Source organism: Methylobacterium sp. AC832, from assembly GCF_979256025.1.
Map to the genome: position 1 here is coordinate 686,821 of NZ_CEEDMV010000001.1, position 25,884 is coordinate 712,704.

At 64.4% G+C, this 25,884-nt stretch carries 20 protein-coding genes; 9 read left to right on the top strand and 11 right to left on the bottom strand.

What is annotated here, in order from left to right:
• The first annotated feature begins 58 nt into the window (after positions 1–58).
• Positions 59–1,456 carry an RsmB/NOP family class I SAM-dependent RNA methyltransferase gene (locus AC0IXR_RS03225; RefSeq protein ID WP_471759730.1) on the top strand — a complete coding sequence of 466 codons (1,398 nt, stop codon included), beginning with the start codon at positions 59–61 and terminating at the stop codon, positions 1,454–1,456.
• Positions 1,457–1,464: 8 nt separating this feature from the next.
• A complete protein-coding gene (locus AC0IXR_RS03230) occupies positions 1,465–2,607 on the top strand; it encodes a hypothetical protein (RefSeq protein ID WP_471759731.1) in 1,143 nt (380 codons plus the stop codon).
• Between the two features lie 27 nt (positions 2,608–2,634).
• On the opposite strand, the gene AC0IXR_RS03235 is transcribed toward AC0IXR_RS03230, so the two are convergent.
• Positions 2,635–3,162 carry a hypothetical protein gene (locus AC0IXR_RS03235; RefSeq protein ID WP_471759732.1) on the bottom strand — a complete coding sequence of 176 codons (528 nt, stop codon included), beginning with the start codon at positions 3,160–3,162 and terminating at the stop codon, positions 2,635–2,637.
• A gap of 413 nt (positions 3,163–3,575) precedes the next feature.
• Between AC0IXR_RS03235 and AC0IXR_RS03240 the strand changes: the two genes are divergently transcribed.
• The 3 genes from AC0IXR_RS03240 to AC0IXR_RS03250 all read left to right on the top strand — a co-directional run bounded on the left by AC0IXR_RS03240 (position 3,576) and on the right by AC0IXR_RS03250 (position 8,460).
• Positions 3,576–5,360: a heparinase II/III family protein gene (locus AC0IXR_RS03240; protein WP_471759733.1), complete on the top strand. Its 1,785-nt coding sequence runs from the start codon at positions 3,576–3,578 to the stop codon at positions 5,358–5,360.
• A gap of 73 nt (positions 5,361–5,433) precedes the next feature.
• The gene (purH, locus tag AC0IXR_RS03245) at positions 5,434–7,032 is read left to right on the top strand and encodes a bifunctional phosphoribosylaminoimidazolecarboxamide formyltransferase/IMP cyclohydrolase (RefSeq protein WP_471759734.1); all 1,599 of its coding nucleotides are present in this window, start codon (positions 5,434–5,436) and stop codon (positions 7,030–7,032) included.
• 57 nt (positions 7,033–7,089) lie between these two features.
• Positions 7,090–8,460 (top strand): DUF2252 domain-containing protein, encoded by a 1,371-nt coding sequence (locus tag AC0IXR_RS03250; protein WP_471759735.1) that lies wholly within the window; start codon positions 7,090–7,092, stop codon positions 8,458–8,460.
• A gap of 218 nt (positions 8,461–8,678) precedes the next feature.
• Here the strand turns inward: AC0IXR_RS03250 and AC0IXR_RS03255 are convergent, their stop codons facing one another.
• The 5 genes from AC0IXR_RS03255 to AC0IXR_RS03275 form a co-directional block, all read right to left on the bottom strand.
• Positions 8,679–10,418, bottom strand: coding sequence for an MFS transporter (locus AC0IXR_RS03255; protein WP_471759736.1), 1,740 nt, complete (start codon positions 10,416–10,418; stop codon positions 8,679–8,681).
• Positions 10,419–10,803: 385 nt separating this feature from the next.
• Positions 10,804–12,498 (bottom strand): cation acetate symporter, encoded by a 1,695-nt coding sequence (locus tag AC0IXR_RS03260; protein ID WP_311274157.1) that lies wholly within the window; start codon positions 12,496–12,498, stop codon positions 10,804–10,806.
• On the bottom strand, positions 12,495–12,803 hold the full coding sequence (locus AC0IXR_RS03265) for a DUF485 domain-containing protein (RefSeq protein ID WP_471759737.1): 309 nt from the start codon (positions 12,801–12,803) through the stop codon (positions 12,495–12,497). Before AC0IXR_RS03265 ends, AC0IXR_RS03260 begins: the two co-directional genes overlap by 4 nt.
• Before the next feature lie 234 nt (positions 12,804–13,037).
• Positions 13,038–14,987, bottom strand: coding sequence for an acetate--CoA ligase (acs, locus tag AC0IXR_RS03270; protein WP_471759738.1), 1,950 nt, complete (start codon positions 14,985–14,987; stop codon positions 13,038–13,040).
• A gap of 777 nt (positions 14,988–15,764) precedes the next feature.
• The gene (locus AC0IXR_RS03275) at positions 15,765–17,453 is read right to left on the bottom strand and encodes a PAS domain-containing sensor histidine kinase (RefSeq protein ID WP_471759739.1); all 1,689 of its coding nucleotides are present in this window, start codon (positions 17,451–17,453) and stop codon (positions 15,765–15,767) included.
• A 1,438-nt stretch (positions 17,454–18,891) separates the two neighbouring features.
• Here AC0IXR_RS03275 and AC0IXR_RS03280 point away from each other — a divergent pair.
• The 4 genes from AC0IXR_RS03280 (at position 18,892) to AC0IXR_RS03295 (ending at position 20,780) form a co-directional block, all read left to right on the top strand.
• Complete coding sequence (locus AC0IXR_RS03280) at positions 18,892–19,380, top strand: phasin (RefSeq protein ID WP_471759741.1); 489 nt, start codon at positions 18,892–18,894, stop codon at positions 19,378–19,380.
• 269 nt (positions 19,381–19,649) lie between these two features.
• A complete protein-coding gene (locus tag AC0IXR_RS03285) occupies positions 19,650–19,904 on the top strand; it encodes a DUF2798 domain-containing protein (RefSeq protein WP_471759742.1) in 255 nt (84 codons plus the stop codon).
• A gap of 237 nt (positions 19,905–20,141) precedes the next feature.
• Positions 20,142–20,309 carry a hypothetical protein gene (locus AC0IXR_RS03290; protein WP_187273350.1) on the top strand — a complete coding sequence of 56 codons (168 nt, stop codon included), beginning with the start codon at positions 20,142–20,144 and terminating at the stop codon, positions 20,307–20,309.
• A 141-nt stretch (positions 20,310–20,450) separates the two neighbouring features.
• Positions 20,451–20,780 (top strand): hypothetical protein, encoded by a 330-nt coding sequence (locus tag AC0IXR_RS03295; RefSeq protein WP_156467902.1) that lies wholly within the window; start codon positions 20,451–20,453, stop codon positions 20,778–20,780.
• Between the two features lie 72 nt (positions 20,781–20,852).
• Here AC0IXR_RS03295 and AC0IXR_RS03300 read toward each other — a convergent pair whose 3' ends face one another.
• From AC0IXR_RS03300 to AC0IXR_RS03320, 5 genes are all read right to left on the bottom strand, one after another.
• Positions 20,853–21,506, bottom strand: a complete 654-nt coding sequence (locus tag AC0IXR_RS03300) for a L,D-transpeptidase (protein WP_056432195.1) — start codon at positions 21,504–21,506, stop codon at positions 20,853–20,855.
• 110 nt (positions 21,507–21,616) lie between these two features.
• A complete protein-coding gene (locus tag AC0IXR_RS03305) occupies positions 21,617–22,423 on the bottom strand; it encodes a transglutaminase-like domain-containing protein (RefSeq protein WP_056432473.1) in 807 nt (268 codons plus the stop codon).
• Between the two features lie 72 nt (positions 22,424–22,495).
• Positions 22,496–23,416, bottom strand: a complete 921-nt coding sequence (locus AC0IXR_RS03310) for a transglutaminase family protein (protein WP_056432476.1) — start codon at positions 23,414–23,416, stop codon at positions 22,496–22,498.
• A gap of 216 nt (positions 23,417–23,632) precedes the next feature.
• Positions 23,633–24,154, bottom strand: a complete 522-nt coding sequence (locus AC0IXR_RS03315; protein ID WP_056432480.1) for a response regulator — start codon at positions 24,152–24,154, stop codon at positions 23,633–23,635.
• 302 nt (positions 24,155–24,456) lie between these two features.
• Positions 24,457–25,602, bottom strand: a complete 1,146-nt coding sequence (locus AC0IXR_RS03320; protein WP_056432198.1) for a transglycosylase SLT domain-containing protein — start codon at positions 25,600–25,602, stop codon at positions 24,457–24,459.
• Positions 25,603–25,884 lie beyond the last annotated feature (282 nt).

Genomic DNA, 25,884 nt, shown 5'->3' on the forward strand with positions numbered 1-25,884 from the left:
GGGCATCCGTTGGAACTGGCTTCGGGTAACCGGGCCTCTGAGACGGAAAGTGGCATTCATGGCGACACGCCGCAACGCGGACGGGCCGACGACGACGATCGACCGCACCGTTCCGGGCCTCGCCGCCCGGCAGGTGGCGCATGCCGCCGTGGCCGATCTCCTCGTTCAGGGACGGGCTTTCGCGCTCGAAGACGCCCTCGCTCAGGCGGGTCGTGACGCAGGCCTCGATGCGGCCGATGCGTCCCTCGCTCGCGCCATTGCCACCGCCACCTTCCGCCGCCTCGGCTTCCTGCGGCGAATGCTTTCGGCTCGGATGAACCAGGGCCTGCCGCCGGATCAGCCACGTCTCGTGGCTCTCCTCGTGACCGGCGCCGTTCAGATCCTCGATCTCAACGTGCCGGACCATGCCGCCGTCGATCTTTCGGTGCGCCTCGCCAAGGGTGACCCCTACCTTCAGCACACGCCGGGCCTCGTGAACGCCATCCTGCGTCGGGTGATCCGCGAGCGGGAGGCCATCGCCGCAGAGGCGTCCGATCCCCTGGGGCAAAATACGCCGGACTGGCTCGCCGCTCGCTGGAGCGCCGCCTACGGGCCCGACACTGCCCGGGCCATCGCCTCGGCTCATCTCTCGGGCGCCGCGATCGACATCACGCCGCGTGGACCGGCCGCGGAATGGGCCGATCGCCTCGGCGGCGTCGCCCTTCCCACTGGCAGCATCCGCTTGCACGAGGTCCGTTCTGCGGTTTCGGAACTCCCCGGATATGCTGAGGGCGCGTGGTGGGTGCAGGACGCAGCCGCCGCCATCCCGGCGCGCCTGCTCGCAGTCGGGCCGGGGCAGCGCGTGGCCGATCTCTGCGCGGCACCGGGCGGCAAGACCGCTCAGCTCGCCGCCATGGGGGCGGAAGTGGTCGCCGTGGATCGTTCGGCCCAGCGCCTCGAGCGTCTGACGGAGAATCTCACGCGCCTCGGCCTCAAGGCCGAAATCCGCATCGGCGATGCTACTCAGTTGCCCGAGAGCGATGCCGACACGTTCGACGCCGTGCTTCTCGATGCGCCATGCTCGGCGACCGGCACGATCCGGCGGCATCCGGACGTCGCCTGGACCAAGGCCGGTGGCGATATCGGACGCCTTGCCGGTCTGCAGCGCCGCCTGCTCGATCGCGCCGCCACCCTTGTGAAGCCGGGTGGGCGTCTCGTCTATTGCACCTGCTCGCTGGAACCCGAGGAAGGTGAGGGGCAGGTCGCAGCCTTCCTCGCACGCAATCCGGCTTTCGAGCGGCTTCCGATCCGCGTCGAGGAGATTGGCGGCCTCGAAGAACTCATCAATGGCGACGGCGATCTTCGGACGCTGCCCTCGCACCTCTCCGGCGAAACGACCACCGGCGAGGAAGGGCCGCCTGCGGCGCGCGGCGGGATCGATGGGTTCTTCGCGAGCCGTCTGGTTCGGAAGGCGTAGGACGCGCGGTGCGTGCCCCCCGCCATGCCATTGCCGGCCTGTTCGGGGGGCTTCTTCTCTTCGGCCAAGCTGGGGCCGACGAGATCGACCGCCGAATCCTGCCGGTTGCGCCGACCTATACCCGCAATGCGACCTGCGCCTCGGTCTCGGCGACGATTCCTTTCGAGATCCATACAGGGACCCAGGATGTAGGCATCTCGCCCTCACCGAAGGACCTGCCACTGAACCAGGGTGAGAGCGCGATCTGCTTTGCCTATGCCACGGCGGACATGATTTCGCACCGCGTCGGCAGGCCGGTCTCTCCCTTGGATGTGGCGACGAAATTCTACTTCGCCGACCCAGTTAGGCTGGAGACGATCTCGGACCCGCATCTCAAGCGCCATCTCCGTGCGCATCCGGCCTACCGGGCCGACATCGCCTGGAGTCGCAATACTGCCGAGGTCACCAAGGACGGTAACCCAGCCCTGGAACCGTATTTCGACAAGATCGAAGGCGGTGAGGAGGACACGGCGGCGCTCCTCTACAACATCGGCGGGTATTGCGAGGACCGCGACCTGCCGTCCAATGACGGTTATCGCTACGTGATGCCGGCATTGCGTTCGCTGCGCTACCGGACGAGACTTCACCCGGCGCGGCAGAGCTTTCGCGCGGTGGCTGCAACTGCTTCCCACTTGCGTGGGCGGTGGGCTGATTCATTCAACGCAGCATGGATCGCCCATGTGGAGGCCGTCTGCCGTCGTGTGCCGCTGCCGGTGCCCCTCCTGCCAGTCTCCTACCGTGTGGCGGCAAGCCAGGCCGATTTCGCGGACATGCTCGAGTCCGGCCGTCATCCGAGTAAGCAAAAACTCGACCGAATCCTGGCCATGGTCGATTACGCACTCGACCACGGCCGTGTGCCGACAGTGGGGTACAGCTGGTACCTTCTCGAAGACCGCGATCCGAAGGACCCGGACCTGTTCGCCGATCATGCGAGCCCTGTCATCGGCCGCCGCAAGGTAGAGGGCGCCTGCCAGTATAGAATCCAGGACAATACCGGTGAATATTGCGGCCGCATGCGCGACGGCATCCGTGAACGTTGCGACAACGGTCGCATCTGGGTCACGGAAAGCGAGCTGAGGAAGACCTTGTACAGCGTCACCTATCTGAGATAGGCGTCTAAAACAGTATCGGTGTCGACCTTACGGCGTAATGATTCGCATGGAGACGGTCTGCACCTGCGCATCGCTGTTTTGATCGCTGGCAGGTGTGGTCTTCTTCAGCCGCGCCATGAACTTGCGCACCTCGTCGGGCGGCAATGCACCCATCGGTGCGATCATCATGGACAGGAGTGCCTTGGTCTTGCGATCGACCGAGGCGGAACGGTTCACCGGCTCGAAATCCCGCACCGTATGAGTCTTGTCCTCGTTGCCGGTAAAGACACGCGCACCATCCTTCAGCACGACAATGTCGCCCGGACGTAGGGTCGGATCCTTTAGCAGGGCGTTCATCGGTCCAGAAGACATGGAGATCGGCATCTGGCGCTCGGCGATATGAAGTTGCAGCGGCTCGCTCTTGGGCAGGGCGGCATAACGGATCTTCGGACGGGGGCGGCTGACTTCGCGCCGGATCGACGGAAGCCGGCGCTCAAATTGGGGCACGGGGACGGCTTGCTGCTGCTCGACAGCAGGACGGGCGGGAGAGAACAGCGCCTCGAAAAGTCCGCCCAAGCCACGGTCTTGAGCGTTTTGCGCCATCGCTGCGCTAGATGTGCACAATAACGCTGCTGCCGATATCAAGAGGCCGGCACGCTTGGCGACTGGGATGACAGTCATGGACACACTGCCATTGCTGGAGGCTACAGGGGAGAAGCTCGCTGGACGCTGTGTATAACCTGTGCAGCATTCAACCGTTCCAGCCGAGTTTGCCAAAAAATACAGTTCGGCGATTCAGCTTGGTGCCACGCCTCGCCCCAGTGGATGGCTCCGGCTCGAAGGCAAAAACCCGTGCGCAGATCGGCCTATGCATCGTGGGCAGTGTCGGCATCCTTAATCGTTGGTTAATACGCACGGCTTAGCTTTCGTGATGGGCGACATCTGGCGCGAGGGCCCAATCGGGTCTGGGCGCTGGAGGAAAGGTGTGCGTGGGTTGGGGGGCTGATCGCTGGCGGTTCTATCGGCTCGTCGGGCGGGAGATCGTCCGCTCGGCGCGGGGTGTGTCCGCACGCCTGACGGCGAGTCCAGACCTGCTCGCGCGGGCGCGCGTCAGCGCCCTGGTCATCGCCCCGCACGATCTGCGCACTAGCGACGCCACCTTTGCCGACGACATCTATGCCGGCCTCTTCGTTTTCGCGGGACGCTCTCTTTCCGTGAGCGGTCGGTCACCGTTCGACTATGCGCCGCCGTCACCGGAATGGGCGGATGCGTTCTACGGATTCGGATGGCTGCGCCATCTGCGCGCCGCCGATACGGCCCTGGCTCGAGCCAATGCCCGAGCCTTCGTGGCGGATTTCATCGCTGGCCGTGGCGATGAGACTCTGGCCGCGCCCGTCCCCGTTGCCGCGCGGCGGTTGATCTCCTTCCTCTGTCAGTCGCCGCTGGTTCTGGAAGGCGCGGACCATGCCTTCTACCAGGCGTTCCTCAAGGCCGTCGGGCGCGGCGCAAGGGACCTCGAACGCTCCCTGCGCCGTGGCCTGCCGCCGCAATCGCGGCTCTTGGCGGTGGTGGCGCTATGTTATGCCGGCCTGTGCTGCGAGGGCATCCAGCCGATCCTGCGCCGGGCCACCCGCATCCTGTCTCGCGAACTCGATCGGCAGATCATGGCGGATGGCGGGCATCGCAGCCGCGATCCGCGCTTCGCCATGGAGCTCCTGCTCGATCTCCTGCCTCTGCGCCAAAGCTTCCTGAGCCGCAGCCTCGACCCGCCGGAGGCTCTGCTTCACGCGATCGACCGGATGCTCCCGTTGCTGCGGCTCCTGCGCCACGGCGATGCGTCCCTGAGCCATTTCAATGGCATGGGCGCAACGGCGGCGGACCATCTCGCCACCTTGCTGGTCTATGACGGGGCCCTGGCGCAGCCGCTGATGCATGCGCCGAATTCCGGCTACGAGCGGCTGGAAAGCGGCCGTGTCGTTTTGGTCGCTGATGTGGGAGCGCCGCCGCCGCTGCCCTTCTCGATGAATGCGGGGGCCGGTTGTCTCTCCTTCGAGATGTCGAGCGGCCCCCAGCGGGTGGTCATCAATTGCGGGCTTCCGGCGAGCGGCCCGGAATTGCGTCGCCTCGCCCGCAGCACCGCCGCCCATTCCACGGCGACGATAGGGGATTCGTCCTCCTGCCGATTCCTCGGTGCCAGCGAAGGACTGGGCAGTCGCTGGGCCTCGGACTGGCTCATCAAGCGGATCGGTCCCGTGCTCGTGCGCGGCCCGCGCGCCGTCAAATCCGAGCGGACGAGCGATGGCGGAACGTTGATCCTGGCCGGACGCCATGACGGCTATGCCGCCGAGTTCGGGATCGTCCATGAGCGCCGCTGGCGCCTCCTGCCCGACGGGGCGGGGCTAGAAGGCGAGGATGCCTTCGTTCCGGTGGCCCATAAGGGCAACCGGATCCGGCTACGTCCGCCCGAGGCGGCAATCCGCTTCCATCTGCATCCCGCCATCGCGGCCAATGCGGCGGTCGGCGGTGGGGTCGATCTCGCCTCGCCCCTGGGGGAGGTCTGGCGGTTCGAGGCCGAGGGCGCTGCGGTAGCGCTGGAGGAGAGCGTCTATTTCGCGGGTCTCACCGGCGCGCGCCGAACCGACCAGATCGTCCTGTATGTCACGGCCGGGGAGGGCGCCCCGGTGCGATGGCGCTTCCTGCACATCGCACAGGCGCCGGGGCGGGGCGAACCCGCCGTGCGTGACGCTCCCATGGCCGATGACGCGGCGCGGTAGCCGATAGGGCGTCACATGTGGTACCCGCGCCTTTGAGGGGCAGGATTTGCTCTGTGCCGGACGGTTCTCGACGATGTCGCATGATCAGGCGCGGGTTGCCCGCGCACTTCTTTCCGTTTCCGACAAGACGGGTCTCGTGGATTTTGCCCGCGCGCTGTCCGAGCGTGGCGTGGCCCTGGTTTCCACCGGCGGCACCCATCGGGCGCTCACCGAGGCGGGGCTTCCTGTCACGGAGGTGGCCGAGATCACCGGTTTTCCCGAGATGATGGACGGACGAGTGAAGACCCTGCACCCGGCTGTGCATGGCGGCCTGCTCGCAGTGCGCGACGACCCTCAGCACCAGGCCGCACTTGCCGCACACGGCATCGGCGCCATCGATCTTCTCGTGGTCAATCTCTACCCGTTCGAGGCGACCATTGCGAAGCCTTGCGGCTATGACGACGCGGTGGAGAACATCGATGTCGGCGGTCCGGCCATGATTCGCGCTGCCGCGAAGAATCACGCTGACGTGGCTGTGGTGGTGGATGTGGCTGATTACGCTGCCATCCTCACCGAGCTCGAGGCCGGCAACGGCGCGCTCGGAGCGGCGACTCGGAAGCGCCTTGCCCAGAAGGCCTTTGCCCGCACCGCCTCCTACGATGCCGCGATTGCGTCCTGGCTTGCCGACCATGTCGAGATGGATGAGGCGCCTGCCTACCGCGCTTTCGGCGGCACGCTCGCCCAATCCCTGCGCTACGGCGAGAACCCACACCAATCGGCGGCCTTCTACCGGACGCCCGGCCTCGTTCGGCCCGGCGTGGCGAGTGCCCGCCAGCTCCAAGGCAAGGAGCTATCCTTCAACAACCTCAACGACACCGACGCGGCCTATGAATGCGTCGCCGAGTTCGATCCGGCCCGCGCCGCCGCAGTGGCGATCATCAAGCATGCCAACCCTTGCGGCGTCGCCGAAGGTCATACGCTGGCGGAGGCCTATGAGCGGGCTCTGGCCTGCGACCCGACCTCGGCCTTCGGCGGCATCGTCGCACTCAACCGCACACTGGATGCCGAATCGGCTGCGCGCATCGTCGAGATCTTCACCGAGGTGATCATCGCGCCGGACGCCACCGAGGAGGCGATCGCCCTCGTCGCGGCCAAGAAGAATCTGCGGCTCCTCCTCGCGGGCGCTCTTCCCGACCCGCGCGCCAAGGGCTTCGCCATGCGCAACCTCGCCGGCGGCATCCTCGTTCAGGGCCGCGACGCCGCGGTGGTCGACGACATGACGCTGAAGGTGGTGACGAGGCGCGAGCCCTCGGGCCAGGAATACGCGGACATGCGCTTCGCCTACCGCGTCGCCAAGCACGTCAAGTCGAATGCCATCGTCTACGCACGCGACGGTGCTACGGTGGGGATCGGCGCCGGACAGATGTCGCGGGTCGATTCCTCGCGCATTGCCGCCTGGAAGGCGGCGGAGGGCGCCAAGCGCATCGGAGCGGCGGAGAGCCTAGCCAAGGGCTCTGTGGTTGCCTCGGACGCGTTCTTCCCCTTCGCCGATGGCCTGATCGCGGCGGCGGAAGCCGGCGCCACCGCGGTGATTCAGCCGGGCGGATCGATGCGTGACGCCGACGTAATCAGGGCCGCCGACGAAGCCGGTCTCGCCATGGTGTTTACAGGGCATCGTCACTTCCGGCACTGATGCCGCGCGGTGCGCGGCAAACGGCCTGCGCGCATCGCCTTGTCGAGGCTTTCTTCCATGACGAACATCTCTCCTTCCCCCGATCGCGCCCAGCGCCGAGCGGCCGGTAAGCGCTTGCGCGATGCGGTTCCCCGTGAATCCCATGCCGACTGGTATCCTGCCGAGAACCGCGATCCGCTCGCGGTTCTCCGGGCGAACGATTCGGGCAGGTTGCTCGAGCTGATCCCTCTGCGGCACGAGCGGATGCGGGCAAACCCATTTGCGTTCCTGCGTGGGGCTGCCGCCGTGATGGCCGCCGACCTCGCGGGCGTTCCGGTTCCGGGCATTCCCGTTCAGGCCTGCGGCGATTGCCACATCGGCAATTTCGGCGTGTATCGCAGCGCCGAGGGCCAGACCCTTTTCGACATCAACGATTTCGACGAGACGCTCTGGAACGTCGATTTCACGATCGATGTGAAGCGCCTCGCCGCCAGCGTCGCCGTCGCCGCCCTGCCTCAGGGCGAGGACCGGGCACATCGTGCGGCTCGGGCAAGCGTCCGGGCTTATCGCGAACATATGCGTGACCTGTCGCATCTCTCGCCGCTCGCCATCTGGCACAGTCGGATCGATCTCGATCACGAAATCGGTCGCCTCGGCGACGGAGATCTGTGCCGCCGCCTCCTGTCCGACGCGGCTTCCGAGACCGCCGACGGCCTCAGCCATGGCGATGCTCCGGACCTCGATCCTGCGAGCTTCGGCGCCGATCCGTCTTTGTGGCGCATCGCCGACAAGGCCCCGACCGTCTTTCATGAAGGGCCGAACGGCCTGACCGAGGCGGTGCAGGAAGCGGCCGCCGCGTTGCTCGCCTATCCGCAAAGCCTTCAGGCCGACCGGAACCTGCTGGCTCTGCGCTACATGCAGCGCGATGTCGCCTTCAAGGTGGTGGGGATCGGCTCGGTGGGCACGGTCTGCGCCGTGGGATTGTATACCGACGCGGATGGTGCGCCGCTCTTTCTGCAGATCAAGGAAGCCCGACCTTCGGTGCTGGCGCAGCTCGCCCTGAGCCCATTCTTCCTCGCATCCGAAGGTCAGCGCGTCATCGACGGGCAGCGCATCATGCAGGCCGCGAGCGACATGTTCCTGGGCACCGCCTATTCCGATGCGAGTGGGCGCTCCTACTATGTCCGTCAGTTGAAGAACAAGAAGCTGTCGGCCGTCGCCGAAATCATGTCCGAGAGCGGTCCCAAGGCCTATGCCCAACTTTGTGGAACCACGCTTGCCCGCGCCCATGCCCGCTCAGGGGACGCAGCGATGATCGCCGGCTATCTCGGCAAGGGCGATGCCTTCGACGAGGCGGTGGCCGAATTTGCGATGCGCTATGCATGGCAGACGATGGCAGACCACGATGCGCTGAAGCAGGCCTATCAGGAGCCCGCCGAGGCTGCCTGATGGCAAGGGCCTCATGCAAGGTCTGACCGAACCCTGCGGCATAAGTCGAACCCTTCGACGACGTCGGAGATGACAAACGAAGAAGGCCCTGTCTCGCGACAGGGCCTTCTTCGTCTCTTCGCCTGACTGGCATCGGGTCTTCAAGGCACCGACGCCGTTGAAGCACTCGCTCAAGGTGGACCGGGGTTGAGCCCCGGCCCAGTTCTGCGCCCCGAACTCTAGCGTGCCGGGCGGTCGTCCCAGGTGAAGATGTCCCTGTCCTTGGTTTCGGGGATGAACAGGGCACCGATGACGGCCGTCGCGAGGGCGATGACGATCGGGTACCAGAGGCCGAAATAGATGTCGCCGGTCTGGGCCACCATAGCGAAGGCGGTGGCCGGCAGAAGGCCGCCGAACCAGCCGTTGCCGATATGGTAGGGCAGCGACATCGAGGTGTAGCGGATACGCGTCGGGAAGAGCTCGACGAGAGCCGCCGCGATCGGGCCGTAGACCATCGTCACGTAGAGGACGAGGATCGTCAGGATACCGATGATCGTCAGCTTCTGGACCGAGAAGATGTCGATCATCTTGGCGAAGTTCGACAGGCCGTCCTTCGGTTCGATGGCGATCTTCACGATGCTCGGGTTGGTAGCGCCAGGGTAGCCGGCAGCAGTGAGCGCGGCGCCGATATCCTTGGCGAAGGCCGGATCGGCGGCGGCGAACTCCTTGCCGGCGACGGTGACGGTGGCCTTGGTGCCGGGAGCGACCGGCTCGGTGGTGTAGTTCACCGCGGACCGGGCGAGCAGCGCCTTGGCGATGTCGCAGGAATTGGTGAACTTGGCCGTTCCCACCGGATTGAACTGGAACGAGCAATCCGCCGGGTCGGCCTTCACCACTACCTGCGTGCTCTGCTGGGCCGCGTGCAGGGCCGGGTTGGCGGCCGCGGTCAGCGCCTTGAACAGCGGGAAGAAGGTCAGCGCCGCGATGACGCAACCGCCGAGGATGATCGGCTTACGGCCGATCTTGTCGGAGAGCGCGCCGAAGAACAGGAATCCGCCGGTGCCGAGGATGAGCGACCAGGCGATGAGCACGTTGGCCGTGAACTGATCGACCTTCAGGATCGTCTGAAGGAAGAACAGCGCGTAGAACTGGCCGGTGTACCAGACCACGGCCTGGCCGGCGGTGAGGCCGAGGAGCGCGAGGAGCGCCCATTTGGCGTTGCGCCACTGGCCGAACGCCTCGGAGAGCGGCGCCTTCGAGCCGGTGCCCTCGTCCTTCATCTTCTTGAAGGCCGGGCTCTCCTGCATCTGCAGACGGATCCAGACGGAAACGCCAAGCAGCACGATGGAAACAAGGAACGGAATGCGCCAGCCCCAGGCGGCGAAGGGCGTGATCGTCCCGGCCGAACCGTCAGCGAGGGTGGTGGCGACGGGCGCGTAGTTCGCGTTGACGTAGATCTGGGTGAACAGGATCACCATCAGCGACAGCAGCAGCCCGAGGGTCGCCGTGGTCTGGATGAAGGCGGTGTAGAAGCCGCGACGCCCGGGGGGAGCGTGCTCGGCCACGTACACCGCTGCGCCGCCATACTCACCACCGAGGGCGAGACCCTGGAGCATGCGCAGAGCCAGCAGCGCCACGGGCGCGACCCAACCGACGCCGTACTCGTTCATCGTGGCGTAGGATGGCAGAAGTCCGACCACGAAGGTCGAGATGCCCATGATCAGGATGGTCACGAGGAAGGTGTACTTGCGGCCCACAAGGTCGCCGAGACGTCCGAACACCAGTGCGCCGAAGGGACGGACCAGAAAGCCCGCTGCGAAGGCCATCAGGGCGAAAATGTTGCGCGTGGCTTCCGGATAGGCCGAGAAGAACTGCGCGCCGATGATCGCAGCCAGCGATCCATAGAGATAGAAATCGTACCACTCGAACACGGTACCGAGCGAGGAGGCCAGAATGACCTTTTTCTCGCCGGCACTCATGGGCCGTGCGGCTTCCTTTGGTAATGGGACCGCTGACGTTGCAGACATGGGGGAATCCTCCAAAATTTTTTTACTTCCAGGCTTTTGCAGGCCTGGCTTTCATCACTTCAGAAACTTGGGCGCTGCGTCGGCGTTCGCAGTCGCTCAAGTCCTGGCGCGCATTGGTCTTGCCGCTCACGGAAACGAGAGCGATCGACGCTACCTCACGCCATGATTTCGCCCAAGAGTGAAAAAGCCGTACGGCCCAGGGATACTCACGTTTTTATGCAAACGTGTCACTTTGGTGCCGATTGGCAGGACCGCTGCCCGGTTGGATGCCATGAATGAGAAAGGGCGCGGCTTCCGCCGCGCCCTTTCACGCAATCGTAGTATGGTCTTGGAACCGTCAGTGAGCGTGGGCGCCGTCGGCTCCGATCCCAGTCTCCGAGCGCACGAACTGCTGTTCGAACAATGCGCGCTCGCGCTTGGCCCTGGCAGTATTGTCGAGCTTCGACACGACGTAGATCGTGAGGAAGGCCAGCGGCATCGAGAACAGGGCCGGGTTGTCGTAGGGGAAGATCGCCACCGGATTACCGAAGGTCGTCACCCACACTGCCTTCGACAGGATCACCATTCCGACAGCCGCGAAAAGGCCGACGAATCCGCCAATCAGTGCGCCCCAGGTGGTCGTGCCCCGCCATAGGATCGACATGGTGAGGATGGGGAAGTTGCAGCTCGCCGCCACTGAGAAGGCGAGGCCGACCATGAAGGCGACGTTCTGGTTCTCGAAAACGTATCCGAGATAGATCGCCACGATACCGATGACGACCGCCGAGATCTTCGAGAGTCGTACTTCGGACGCTTCGTTGGTGCGTCCGCGGGCGATGACGCTGGCATACAGATCATGGCTGACCGCCGATGCACCGGCGAGCGTGAGCCCGGCCACGACAGCAAGAATGGTGGCGAAGGCGACTGCCGAGATGAAGCCGAGGAAGTACGGCCCGCCAACGGCATTGGCGAGGTTCACAGCAACCATGTTGGTGCCGCCAAGCATCCCCTTCAGCTTGTCGAACGCACCCGCCGGATCGAGCTTGAAGTAGACCGGATCGGACATCAGCAGGGCGATGCCGCCGAAGCCGATGATGAAGGTCAAGATGTAGAAGTAACCGATCAGGCCGGTGGCGTAGAACACCGATTTGCGGGCAGCCTGAGCATCGGAGACGGTGAAAAAGCGCATCAGGATGTGTGGTAGGCCGGCGGTGCCGAACATCAGACCGACGCCGAGGGAAATCGCTTCGATCGGGTTCGAGACGAGGCCGCCCGGCGCCATGATGGCATCGCCCTTCGGATGAGTGGCGACGGCGGCCGAGAATAGGGCCTCGGGGTTGAATCCGTATTTGTAGAGGACTGCGCCGGCCATGAAGGTGGCACCCCCGAGGAGAAGGCAGGCCTTGATGACCTGGACCCAAGTGGTCGCCTTCATGCCGCCGAACGCCACGTAGACGATCATCAGCACGCCGACGATCACGACCGCATAGAGATATTCGAGGCCGAACAGCAGCTGGATCAGTTTCCCTGCGCCTACCATTTGGGCGATCAGGTAGAACGCCACCACCACGAGGGTGCCCACTGCCGAAATGATGCGGATCGAGGTCTGGTCGAGGCGAAAGGAGGCGACGTCGGCGAAGGTGAACTTACCGAGGTTGCGCAGCCGCTCTGCAATGAGAAACAGCACGATCGGCCACCCCACGAGGAAGCCTGTGGAATAGATCAGACCATCGAAGCCGGACGTATAGACGAGGCCGGAGATGCCGAGGAATGAGGCTGCCGACATGTAGTCGCCGGCAATGGCCAGCGAGTTGGTGCCGGCCGAGATACCACCGCCGGCGGCGTAGAAGTCAGAGGCCGATTTGGTGCCCTTGGCGGCCTTATAAGTGATGCCGAGGGTGAAGAGCACGAAGAACGCGAACATACCGATGGCCGGCCAGTTCGTCTGGGCTTTCGTGACGGCCCCGAGATCCGGACCGGCGGCGTAGGCCGCGCCAGCGAGGATGACTGCAAGGGTGGTACCCAGAGCGATGGGGTGGGCTGAGCGGATCATCGGCCGAGATCCCGCTTGAGGGCGGCAGTCAGTTCGTCGAAACGGCCGTTGGCACGCTGGACGTAGATGCCGGTGAGGATGAAGGCGAAGACGATCACGGCGACGCCGAGGACCAGGCCCAACGAGGTCGTGGCGCTCCCGACCTTCATGGCGAGCAGCGACTTGTCGAAGGCGATGAGGCCGATGAAGCCGAAATAGACGAGCAGCATCGCGATGGTCAGCGTCCAGCCGAAGCGGGTCCGCTCGTGGACGAGTTCCCTGAAACGCGGATTCTGCGCGATCCGCGCAGTCTCGATATCGGACATGGCGTAACTTTCCCTGAAGCTTCGGCCCTTCTGAACGGGGCCTCGGTCTTGGCGAATACTATGGCGATGGGAGGCGAGCGCGTGCGATGCCGCCGAGCCTGTCTCGTGTCGCGAGGCGTGCCGGCGCAAGTGCCGCACGGTCACGATATCGTCAGGACAGGCGGGAGAGGCGGCTGAAAATGCGAGCGGCGCACCTCCTTCGAGATGCGCCGCTTCCTTGTGCGAGGCCCGCAATCAGGACGCGCGGTTCTGGCGGTTCTCGATCAGGTCGTCGACGACGGCCGGCTCGGCGAGGGTCGAGGTATCGCCCAGAGACGAGAACTCGTCCTCGGCGATCTTGCGGAGGATGCGGCGCATGATCTTGCCCGAGCGAGTCTTGGGCAGGCCGGGGGCGAACTGGATCAGGTCCGGCGAGGCGATGGGGCCGATATCCTTGCGGACCCAGGCCACCAGTTCCTTGCGCAGCTCGTCCGAACCGTCCTCGCCCTCCATCAGGGTGACGTAGGCGTAGATGCCCTGTCCCTTCATGGAGTGCGGGTAGCCGACGACGGCCGCTTCCGACACCTTCGGATGGGCGACGAGGGAGGATTCGACCTCCGCGGTGCCCATGCGGTGGCCCGAGACGTTGATGACGTCGTCGACGCGGCCGGTGATCCAGTAATAGCCGTCCGCATCCCGGCGGCAGCCGTCGCCGGTGAAGTAGAGGTTCGGATAGGTGGAGAAGTAGGTCTGCTCGAACCGCTCGTGGTCGCCATAGACCGTGCGCATCTGGCCCGGCCAGGAATCCGCGATGCAGAGGTTGCCCTCGCAGGCACCGTCGAGCGGCTTGCCCTCCGCATCGACGATGAGCGGCTGCACGCCGAAGAATGGGCGTGTGGCCGAACCGGGCTTCAGCTTGGTGGCACCGGGCAACGGCGTAATGAGGATGCCGCCGGTCTCGGTCTGCCACCAGGTATCGACGATGGGGCAGCGGCTGTCGCCGACCACCCGGTAGTACCAGTCCCAGGCTTCCGGGTTGATCGGCTCGCCGACCGAGCCGAGGACGCGGAGCGAGGCCCGCGAGGTCTTCTTCACCGGGCCTTCGCCGCCGCCCATGAGCGAGCGGATCGCCGTGGGCGCGGTGTAGAAGATGTTGACCTTGTGTTTGTCGACGACGTCCCAGAAGCGGGAGGTCGACGGATAGGTCGGGATGCCTTCGAACATCAGGGTCGTGGCGCCGTTGGCGAGCGGGCCATAGACGATGTAGCTGTGGCCTGTGACCCAGCCCACATCCGCCGTGCACCAGTAGACCTCGCCCTCGCGGTAATCGAAGACGTATTGATGCGTCATCGCGGCGTAGACGAGGTAGCCGCCGGTGGTATGCACCACACCCTTGGGCTGGCCCGTGGAGCCTGAGGTGTAGAGGATGAAGAGCGGGTGCTCTGCCTCCACGGCTTCGGCCGGGCACTCGTCGGTGACCATGGCGGCGGCCTCGTCGTAATAGACGTCGCGGCCGGGCTCCATGGCGACATTACTGCCCGTGCGACGCACAACGACGACGTGGTCCACGGCATCCTTACCGAGCCTCGCGATCGCGGCATCCACATTGGCCTTCAACGCGACCTTGCGGCCGCCGCGCAGACCCTCGTCGGCGGTGATGACGAGCTTCGAGGCACAGCCTTCGATACGGCCGGCCAGGGAATCTGGCGAGAAACCGCCGAACACGATGGAGTGGATCGCGCCGAGCCGGGCGCAGGCCAACATGGCGTATGCGGCCTCCGGGATCATCGGCAGGTAGAGCGTGACCCGGTCACCCTTACCGACACCGCGATTGCGCAGCACATTGGCCATGCGGCAGACTTCCGAATGAAGCTGCCGATAGGTGATGTGCTTGGATTCGTTGGGGTCGTCGCCTTCCCAAATGATCGCTACCTGGTCGCCGCGCGTCGCGAGGTGACGGTCGATGCAATTGTAGGCGACGTTGGTCTTGCCGTCCTCGAACCATTTGATCGAGACGTTGCCGGGAGCAAAGCTTGTATTCTTGACGTTCGAATAAGGCGTCGACCAATCGATCCGCTTGCCGTGTTCACCCCAAAATGCAGCCGGGTCATCGACCGAGGCCTTGTACATCGCCTGATACCCGGCGTCGTCTACATGCGCACCGTCGATCCAGGTCGCGCGGACGTCGACCACCTTCTCGTCCATGACGTTTTCCCTACTGGTGCCCGATCGTATCGCGAAAACCGCGCAGCCGGGACTTCCAACTCGTTCTTAGGCGCAGGAACAGTCCTATCGCAAGCGCGAAGGGGGCGGATGCACCTGCGTCCGCACCCCCAATTTGGGCAATACTCTCGATCCATGATCGGCCGGCTGTCAGTTGCAGCCGATACAGATTCCCTTGATCCCCGAACCTTCGGTCTCGCCCTTCTTGCGGGCCTCATCGGGGGGTAGCCGGGTGTCGGGCGCAGCTGCGGCGCCGGGCGGCTTGGTGACGCCGGTCGGAGCAATATTTCGGAACGAGCCCGCCGATTCCAGGTTCTGACCGGTCGTCTGCGACGGACCCGCCGTTTGGGCTAGGACGCTTGTCGCTCCGGATATGAGCAGGCCAGCGAAAAGAAGCCTGAGGGTTATGTGCATGGGGTTTCTCCAAGACCTACCTGGAGAACGGGTGGCGCTTGCCTGGGTTGCCGACCAGCAAGCGTTCGCACCCACGTGAGAATACCCGTTTCAGGGAGGCGAACCACCTGGCTCGGTACGCGGCGACAGTGTCGGCTTGGCCCTTTGGGACTCGGCCACTATCGCATCGAGGCGAGATTGCTCGATATCGGTCAACCGACGCATGACGTGTCTCGTCATGACGCTCGTACCTAATCTGGCTCGCCGACGGTCGCCGCTAGGCGATCGCCCAAGGGCACGCGGCGTCGTGCCGGTCCACCATGCCTGATGCGTTTCCGCCAGACGAGCCTGGGCTCGCCACGCTGATCACGCCGTTCTGACCGCCGCCTGCGGTGGAAACAGCATTTCCACCAGGGTGCCTTCATCCTTCCGGCTCTCGATGCGGAAGCGGCCATGATTGGCCTCGACGAGCGCCTTCGTGAGCGGCAGACCGAGGCCGGTTCCGGTGCTTCGTCCGTCCGCACGTCCCCTGGCCGAGGCCGCCACGGCGATCTGACGGAACGGTTCGAGGGCGGTCTCTACCTCGTCGGGGGTCATCCCGATTCCAGTGTCGCGGACCCTGAGGGCGATCTCGCCACGATCCGCCATGGTGGTGGAGACGATGACCTGTCCGCCAGCCTCGGTGAAGGCGATGGCGTTGGCGATGATATTGAGCGCAGCCTGCCGTACCGAGCGCTCGTCCGCGACCAGCATCGGCAGGTCGTCGGAGAAACTCGTCCGTACGACGATTCGATCGCGCATCGCCTGCGGCTGCAGCATCGCGACGCAATGGGTGACGACGTCGTTGAGGGGGACCTCGGCGAAGGTCAGGTCGAGGCGGCCGGCTTCGATCTTTGCAAGGTCGAGCAGGTCGTTGACGAGACTGAGGACGTGCGTTCCTGAAGCGTGGATGTCGCCCAGATAGTCGCGGTAGCGCTCGTGGCCAACCGGACCGAACGGTTCGGCTAGCATCATATCGGCGAAGCCGAGGATGCCGTTCATCGGCGTGCGGATCTCGTGGCTGATCCGGGCGAGGAAATCCGATTTGCGTGCGCTGGCATATTCCGCAGCCTGCCGTGCGTTCGACGTTTCCGCTTCGATACGTCTGGTGGCGCGAACGTCCCGCACGGTCATGACCATGCGGCCGTCGTCCCGACCGGCGAGGGGGGTCACCTTGATCAGCAGCGGAGACATGCCGGCGGCGGTGCGACCGATCACATCCGGGGTCGCTTGCGCGAGGACGGTTTGCCCCGAACCGGCTATGCCATGGACGCTGGCGAGCACTGCTACCGCGCTTTCCGCTGCGAACAGGCTGAGGATGGCGGCACCGACGACTTCGCGCGGGTCGAGGCCGAAGGTCGTTGCCGCGCTGCGGTTGAGCCCGATGATCCGCCCATTCCGGTCGAGGGTGATGACTCCGTCATCGAGGCTGTCGAGAACGGCCTGCGCATCGGCGGCTCGGGCTCCCGCGAAGGCGTCGGCGATCTGCAGGGCAACGCGCTCACGGCCAGGCTCACCGGCAACGGCGTCGCGGATGAGGAGAAGGTGAGCCGGTGCGCCGCGCCAATCGAGCTCGGAGGCCTGCATGTCGACGCTCAGGCGGTGCCCCGAGGCGGCGGTGAGGATGGCGGGTGTGCCGTTGATCTTCCGCTCGTGCGGGACGAGGCCGCCGAACAGCTTGCCGATGCCGCCCGATGCCGCCAGTTCGGCCAGATCGGCGAAGCCCGCCATCGCCAGCAGGTGGCTGTTGGCGAACAGGACGCTGTCGCCGCGATAGACCATCACGCCGCCGGGCACCCGCTCCAGCGTCGCGCTGACGGCGGCATTGGGGTCTTCCGATGCAGGCTCCGCGAACCGCGTCATCGCCGTGGGAAACGGAGTCACAGAACCGCCGGTGGCGCGCTCGTCGCCGGTCCTGGCCTCCGAAACCTCATCGTCGGGCATGCTATCGCCGGCGAAGCGCGCGCCCAGGGCCCGCGCGATTTCGCGGAACGCCGCATGCTCGTTGCTGGACAAATGCGGGTCGTGCAACGGTGTCCAGGCGTCTTCGTCAGTCGTAGGGGGCTCTGTTCCGGTCGCAGACCGTTCGGTCGTTTCTTCCCCTGACGGCTCCACGTTAAGGAGAGCGGGGGAGGAATCTCTTACCGCAGCAGCGGCCGGATCATCACCGATCGTCGCAAAAGCGGGTTCCGCCACGGGCAGAGCTGATGTTTCTTCGTTTCTCGCCGAGTCCGTTTTTCTCGCCAAGTCCATGGCGCTGAGCTCCATGGCCGTTGGCGTCACAGCCTCGGCAGTATCGGCAGATGCTCCATCATCGGGCTCCACCTCCGATACAGGCTGATCGGTAGGATGAAGGTCGGTGATGATGTCCGCATGTTCTGGGCTCACCGACCCACTCTCCGATGAAGCGGTCGAAGACCGCACCATGGCGAAGCCGTTGAACCCGGTGAACTCGGCTGCCCCGCGTTGGATCGGCGTACCGGATATGTCGAGATCCATCGCGCCCGGCATGCCATCGGCCTGCAGCGTGACGGAAATTGCACGAAAGGTCCGGCGCTGGGCCAACGCCTGCAGGAGCCCTTCCGCGTCGAGCAGCGTGCGCGTGTGTGACAGCGCAGCCCAGGTCCTTCCGATTAGTACGGGTTTGACTGAGGCGGCGGCGGGTCCGGAAATGTCCGTGAGCCTGTCCTCGGCGTCGCTTTTCCAGGTTACGCGCCCAGTCCGCACCGCGCGGCTGTCCAATGGTGCGGACGTGTCTTCGAAGGCGGAAGGACGCGGCTCAGGTGCTGCCGTCGGATCGGCCTGTGCGCGCTCCTGTTCGCCTGCGCCTTTCTGAGGCGAGGCTCGGTGGCCCGGCAGGCGATCGAGAACCGCCACGATCACACAATTACGACCCGACGCATCCTTGGTCCGCAAAGCAAGGCAGGTCGTGGCCTGTCCGAGACGCCGCGTGTCGAATCGCAGCTTCATCAGCGATGGCCGATCCAGCGGCAGGGCGCGCGGACGAATTTGTTCGCCCATGCGAATCGCGTCGTCGATCCGGCCCGATTCGCCGTCGCTCAGAGACCGCGCAAGGCCATCCGCCGTCGAAGCCAGCAGGATTCGCTCCGCCGTACCGTCGAGCACAAGCCACACCGCGTCTGGGCCGCTCAGGCGAGCGCCAAACCGCGAATCACCGCTCCAGTGTCTAATAAGGTCGCCGAGGTCCGGTTCAGGGCCGGATATCGGTTCTTCAGCCCGTCTTTCGAACATTCGTACCCGTTTCGCGTGACACGTGAGTGATTCGCACCCTTTTTTAACCGCAACGCGCCGCGGATGTAGACACCAAGCGCCGCCGATGCGCGTTTACCTTTTGTCATCCTTAATGCCGTGATCGAGGGTGGCATAGAGCGGGCGCTGTGTTATTGTGCAGCGCACAACAAACGATCAACAAGCAAGTTCAGAGGAGACGGACATGAGCAACACCCCGAACTATGAAGTGCCCGCTGAAATGCGCGATTTCGCTGAGAAGAGCGTCGATCAGGCTCGTAAGGCCTTCGACTCATTCATTGGCGCCGCTCGTCGCACCGCCGACACGGTCCAGGGTTCGGCCGACACGGCCCGTACCAGTGCACATGACGTCTCCGCGCGCGGCTTCGAGTTCGCCGAGCAGAACGTGAATGCCGCCTTCGACCTCGCCCAGAAGCTCGTTCGCTCGCGCGACTTGCAGGAAGCCATGCAGCATCAGGCTGAGTTCGTCCGCAGCCAGTTCGCCGCGATCCAGGCCCAGGCCAAGGAGTTCGGTGGCATGGCGCAGAGTGCAATGCAGCAAGGCGCCGAGAAGGCCAAGGCAGCGATGCAGGAGACGGCTGAGAACACCCGCAAGGCGATGGAGCAGGGCACCGAGGCCGCTCGCAAGGCCGGCGCCGATGCCGAGCAAGCCATTCGCAACGCCAATTCCTGATATTTTCGAAATGCGACGGATCTGATCCGTCCGACGATAGAGGCCCGCCCCGCCCGCACGGTGAGGCGGGCCTTATTGTTTTTCTGAAGATGGACGCGATGACCCGGCTCGATATTCGGCTATTGACGCTCCCGGCCAAGCTGCCCTAGTCAAGTTTCGCCGCGCCAAGCGCGTGCCGTAAGCGTCTGACGTCAAGCAACGCATTTTCCGATCCGTCTTCCGGTCGGTGTCAGCGCTGCCCCGGATTGCGGTACAGACGTCGGGTTTTCATGAACCGCCTGCAATCGTTCAGCCTCCGCGGATGCCTGCCGCCGAGCAGTCAGTGGCTCATCATGCCGCTGGTGCTCTCGCTGCTGATGACGCTCGTCGTCTCGGCGATCTCCACCTACAAGACCTTGGGGGCCGATGCGGCTTTCCTCGTGCATTGGCCGCCGGCCTGGGCTTTGTCCTGGGTGGTGGCGTTCCCGACGCTTCTCCTGCCCCTGGTCCGCCGGATCGTCGGGTTCCTGGTCAGGCCCGCCTGATGCGTGCCGTGCCCGTCCCGGATTTCGAATGTGCGGCTCGATGAGTCGCTCCCAACGATGATCCGAGCATAAGCAGCGAGGGCGGAGGCAGGTTCTCAGACGAGCCGGCACGGCATATGAAACTGCCGTATCGCTCCTGAGACCTTGTCCGGGACGGTGCGGCAGTCCTGCTCGACAGTCTCAAGTCACCAAAGCTTAGGATGTCCACGCAGCGGAGATCGGGGGGAACGGGGATCGATGACCATCAAGCCGGGTGATTACGTGGGGTCTGACGACAACGAGGCGACAATGACCGTCGTCGAGATCGTGGACGACAAGGCCCTGTGCCGCTGGTTCGTGGATGGCGACGTCGACGGCGACGAACTGGAAGCGTGGCTGCCGATCGCCTCCCTCACAGTTCTTTGAAAGGTCCTCATTCGCCGGTGCCGTAGTCCCGTCGGCGACGGCAGCGAACGAGGTGCGACACGGCGCTTGCACCGCGACGGCCGGTCTCCTAACCCTGGCGCCCCGCCCGGATTTCGGGCTCGTCGAAGAGGGCGAACCTTCATGCGACCTGCTTTTTTGCGCGCCGCCCAGCGTTTCGGCCTGTTGGCCCTCGCTCTGGCCGGTGTGCTATCCGCTGGCGCCGCCAGCGCCCAGTATGACGACGGCTACTACCGCCCCGCGCCCCGGCGCGACTATTACGAGGATCGCGGGCCCCCGCCCCGCCGGGCCGTCGGCTTGAACTGCGATGCTGTCCAGTCGGGAATCAGCGGCCTGCAGCCCTTTTCCTGCCCGCTGCCCGGACCTCGTCCCCTCGGGGCGCGCTGTTTCTGCGACATGCCGATCGCGTCCTTCAGTTCACCGCAGACTGCGGTGGGACGTGTCGTCCCGTAAGGGTCGAACCGGAAAGAAACAACGCCGCGCCATCCTGGGATGACGCGGCGTTGTTCTGCAGAGACGTGGAATTCAGTTGAGGACGACGACCTTGGCGCCTACTTTCACGCGCTCGTAAAGGTCGGTGACGTCGTCATTGGTCATCCGGATACAACCTGACGAAACTGCCTGACCGATCGTGTCGGGCTCGTTGGATCCGTGGATCCGGTACTCCGTATTGCCGATATACATGGCGCGGGCGCCCAGAGGGTTCTCCACACCACCCGCCATGTAGCGCGGCAGGTCGGGGCGGCGGGCGATCATTGCGGCCGGGGGCGTCCATGACGGCCATTCGCGCTTGGCGGTAACGGTCTTCGTGCCTGACCAAGTGAAGCCGGGACGACCGACGCCAACGCCGTAGCGGATAGCTTCACCGTTCGGCAGAACGAAGTAGAGACGCCGTTCGGCGGTCGAGACGACGATCGTGCCAGGCTTGTATGCGCCGCGGAAGGTTACGATCTCGCGCGGGATTGGTGAGACCTGGGCCTGCGGAGCTGCTTGCGCGCCCTGACCGACGGTGCCCTGATAGCCATAAGGGTCGTAGGAGGGCTGGCTGTACTCGGTCTCGGGATAGTAATCGTCGCCCCCCGTTCCGAACGGATCGTAGGAGGAGGCGGCGAGAGCGGGGGTGGAAGCGAGGATGCAAGCACCCATCATGCCTGCAAAAGCGGTCGCCAACGTCTTCATGGTCGGATGCCTTACCTGTGCGGTAACCTTTGCTATACAAGCGTAGGCGTAGGCGCGTGGTTCCACCCCCGGTCGCGGATTTCGCGTCTCGTTAACGTGAGCTTATGAATTTAGTACACCTCGTCCGTATGCACGTCGAAACGGGCAAGGTGCGAATAACCAAAGTTGGTGGTGATCGCGACATCAGTGGCATCGCGACCGCGCGCCATGACGATGCGGCCGATCCGCGGTGTATTGTGACGGGCGTCGAATGTGTACCAGCGCCCGTCCAGATACACTTCGAACCATGCCGAAAAATCCATCGGGTCCGGCACTGGCGGGATGCCGATATCGCCGAGATAACCGGTGCAGTAGCGCGCCGGGATGTTCATGCATCGGCAGAAAGCAACCGCCAGATGGGCGAAGTCGCGGCAGACGCCCTGGCGCTGCATGAAACCGTCCCAGGCCGTGCGCGTGGCATCGGCGAGCATGTAGTCGAACCGGATGCGGTCGTGAACGTAGTCGCAGATCGCCTGGACCCTCGACCAGCCAGGCATCGTCCCTCCGAAGAGGGACCAGGCCGTCTCAGACAGCTTGTCGGTGTCGCAATAGCGGCTACCGAGGAGATAGACGAGGACATCGCTCGGCAGGTTCTGTACGTCGATCTGTTGCGCATGCGGAGCGTATTCGTCCGGCAATCCGGAATCGTAAACGGTAAAATCGGCCGAGATGTCGAGACGGCCAACCGGAGTGACGATGCGCGTGCAGATGTTGTCGTAGACGTCCCGATATTCCTGGAAAGGTATCGGCGGGTTGAAGCTGATGACGTGTGGGGTCATCACATCCGGCATGCGTGATGGATGCACGCTCAGTTCAAGAATCATGGGCGTCGGCTGAACCGATTCGAAGGCGATGTCGAACCCAGTCCTGATCTTCATCGTATTGGCCCCATGTCTGAAAAAATATGATTTGAACCCAGCCGCCATCTGATGGCAGCGGAATGAACGTCATCAACGCACCACCATCGCATCGGGTGTACGCTGCTCAAGGGAACTGAGTTCGACTTCATCGACCTCGACGCTCACGGACATGCCGAGATCGTCCGCGGGAAACCCGAAGAAGGAGCCGTGCAACGGCACCGCCTGCCGCGGATCGCGGGCGACGGCGACGCGGATGAGGTCGCGATTGCCGACGATGCCGTTGGTGGGATCGAACTCGATCCAGCCCGCGCCGGGCAGGTAGACCTGAACCCAGGCATGGGTCGAGCCACCGCCCACATGGCGGTTGCGGTCACCGCGCGGATTGTAGAGGTAGCCGGAGACGAAGCGGGCGGCCATGCCAAGCGCGCGCACGGCCTCGATCATCAGTACCGCGAAATCGCGGCAGCTTCCGCGCTTGAGGCGCAGGGTTGTGACGGGGTCCTGAACGCCTTTCTCCGAGCGCGCGAGATAGGCGAAGTTGCGCCGGACATGGCGCGTCATCTCGGCCAGCAGATCCTGCGTGCCGATGCGACCCGCAGGCGGAACGAAGCTACGCGCCCAGGCATCGACCTCGTTCTTCGGATCGCGATGTTCCCGCTCGATGGAGCGGCTGAGATCCGGCATATCGTCGGCGCCGTAGCCGAAAGGGTAGTAGGCCGCATGCGGCGCGATCGGAAATTCCGGTGCGAGCTCGGGTGTGTGATCGAGGGTGATCGAGCATTCGAAGGTCAGGGTGGAGGCGCGACCCTGGAATGTCGCCACGGCGACGCAATTTCCGAACACGTCGTGCAACCACCGCAGAGACGACGGCTCGGGCGTGATCTTCAGCGTCGCGGCGATCAGGCGCTGGTCATAGCTGTCGCGCGGACGAAACATGATCCGGTGTTCGCCCAAGCCGACGGGCTGGCGGTACCGGTAGGTCGTAATGTGACGGACGGATAGGATCGGCACGTTCACAGGCTCCGCAGCACCGGTCGGTACCACTCTCTTGGATCGATGCAATGCAAGAGGTGCGCCCAACGTCATGGCGGCCCGTGATGTCGCCTTCACGGCACAGGAGTATTGGCCTGAATATCACCGCTGGGGCAATGCTCCTTGAGCTGGTTCGATAGCGATCGTCATCAAAGTGAAAGCGGCCCTGGCCGATTCATCCGCGGTGGGCAGAGTTCAGGGCACTGGCGGAGGAGGATTGCTGGTTGCGTGCTCGGCTTCCACCAACACATCCTGGGGGCGCCAGGGTTTGGGGATGAAGACCACCCTTTCCGGCAATGCGTCCGGTCGCGGAGCACGTCGGCCGGATGTGACCACCATCCTCGCCGTAGGCCACAGCATCGCGACGGCACGCGCCAGTTGCAGGCCGTCCATGACGCCCGACAGCTGGATATCGGCAAAGACCAGAGCGACATCACCGCCCCTGTCCCGCATCACGGCCAGAGCCTCTTCCGCCGTAGCGCAGCCGATAGCATCGAGCTCAGTCTCGTCCAGCAGGGCGACTGCCAAGCCTTGTGTCGATGCGTCATCCTCGACCACGAGGGCGAGGCGGCCGGATTTACGAATCGGCGCGGAGATAACGGGATCGGGCTCAGGCGTGGCTTCCGGCTGGTGGACCTGACGAACGAGGGCAGCCAAGTTCTCCGGAATGCCCTCGGCGATCAGGTCGTCATAGAAAGACGCGAGGGCTTCGCCGATTTGGTCGAGGGCGAGGCCAGGCGCGAGCGTATCGTTGCCTGCGCGCTTTTTCGGAACATCCTTGAAAGGAGTGGGCGAACGATTGTTCGACGGGCCTTTCGGATCAAGCACGTCATCCCTCCGGTTTTCGTCATCTGCATGGTACCGCCGCGTGCGGCCCCAAGCTCAACGTAGGGACTCAGGCGTCAGTTGCTCCCATGGCGCAACAAGGGTTGGGCCGACGGCGAATCGGTCCGGGAAATGCGATTGCTGGTGTTCAGGACTGATAGCGAGATCGGCGCATAAAACGCGGTGAGGCGCGGTTACTCCACCGAGGCGTCGGCATAGGCCATGACGCCCGAGAGAGAGCGGACATCGCGGTAGCGAGCACCACGAGTGCTCATCATAGTCTCGAACTTCTCATGAACCTGGGCCACCGACAGGCTCGCTGCCTTGCGGCGACCGCGTTGGGCCGCGAAGAAGATGGAACGGTTGGCGCGCGCCGGGCCCGGCAGCATCTGGGCGGCGGCGGATGTCGGCTTGTCGACAACGGTAGCGAGGAACTCCTCGGCATCGTCGGGACCGAGGAAGTGGGCGAGATACACTTCGCCCAGGGTCAGCTCGCGGCCGATACGCAGGGAGATTCGCGCTGCGTCGCGTTTCAGCATCTCGCCTGCCATCAGTGCGGCGAGATAGGGGTCACGCCGCAATTCGAGGATGCGGGTCCGCTCGGCGGCATCTGCCACGCTCGGCTTGCCGTTATCGCCGGAGACCACGAGGGCCGCTTCCTGCGTCAGGCCGTATTTCGCTCCGAAGTCGCGCACAACACCGAGCCAGGTGCGCTCGATGAACTGGAATAGGCCGGTCGCCGAGGACGTCTTGGCCTGCACTTCGGTGATGAAGCTCGACTCTTTGTCGGCTACCGCCATCAGCAGGACGGGGTCGGTCTGTACGGCCTGCGCAGCGCGGACGATCTTCTGCACCAAGTGGCGGCGAATCTTCATCGGTCCGAATTCGAGGATATCGTTCGGGTCGCCGACAGCGCTTTCGGTCAACAGGTAATCGTAGGAGACACGATCGACGGCATTGGAGCCGATTTCGGTGTCGAGGTCGTGGACGGGGGCAAAGGCTGAGGATGACGTGAGTACGGTGGGTGGAGCTTCTAGAACTCCCGGGACCGCCGACTGAATTCTGGGCTTCGGCATCGACAGCTCGGTCATCGCCTGAGCCGATTGTACCACGGCGCCGAAGCCACTGGTGCCGGTACCGTTGAGAACGACGGCGCTCAGGCCTCCCGCGACCAGCATCATGGCCAGAACGGAGCGGGTGAGGGCGGGGCGGCTCCCATGGTCGTGTCCGACCCGATTCTTGAGCGTCAGCGCATCGGATGAAGTTGCCGCATCACCGCCAGCGCCGAAGCGGCGCGAGGGAGGGGTAACTCGTGATGATCCGACCTTCTGAACCCGCATCTGATCGACTCGTCTCCGTGTGGTGGCGCACATCGGCATTTACGAGGACAGTTGTGGCGACAAAACGGCTAGGCTCGTGATCATCCCGTGGCGTCGATGGCCACTTTGCGGCAGCTTAGCCATTACGAGCCTTTACCGTCCGCATGCGACAGGGTCGGACGGAAGACACCAGCAACCACCGGGCATTCACGACAACATTGTATAGGAACTGATCTAGCAAGAACGGCGCTGCCGTAATCGGGCGATACGCATCATTCTAGGCAGGCAAGGCCAAGCTGGGAG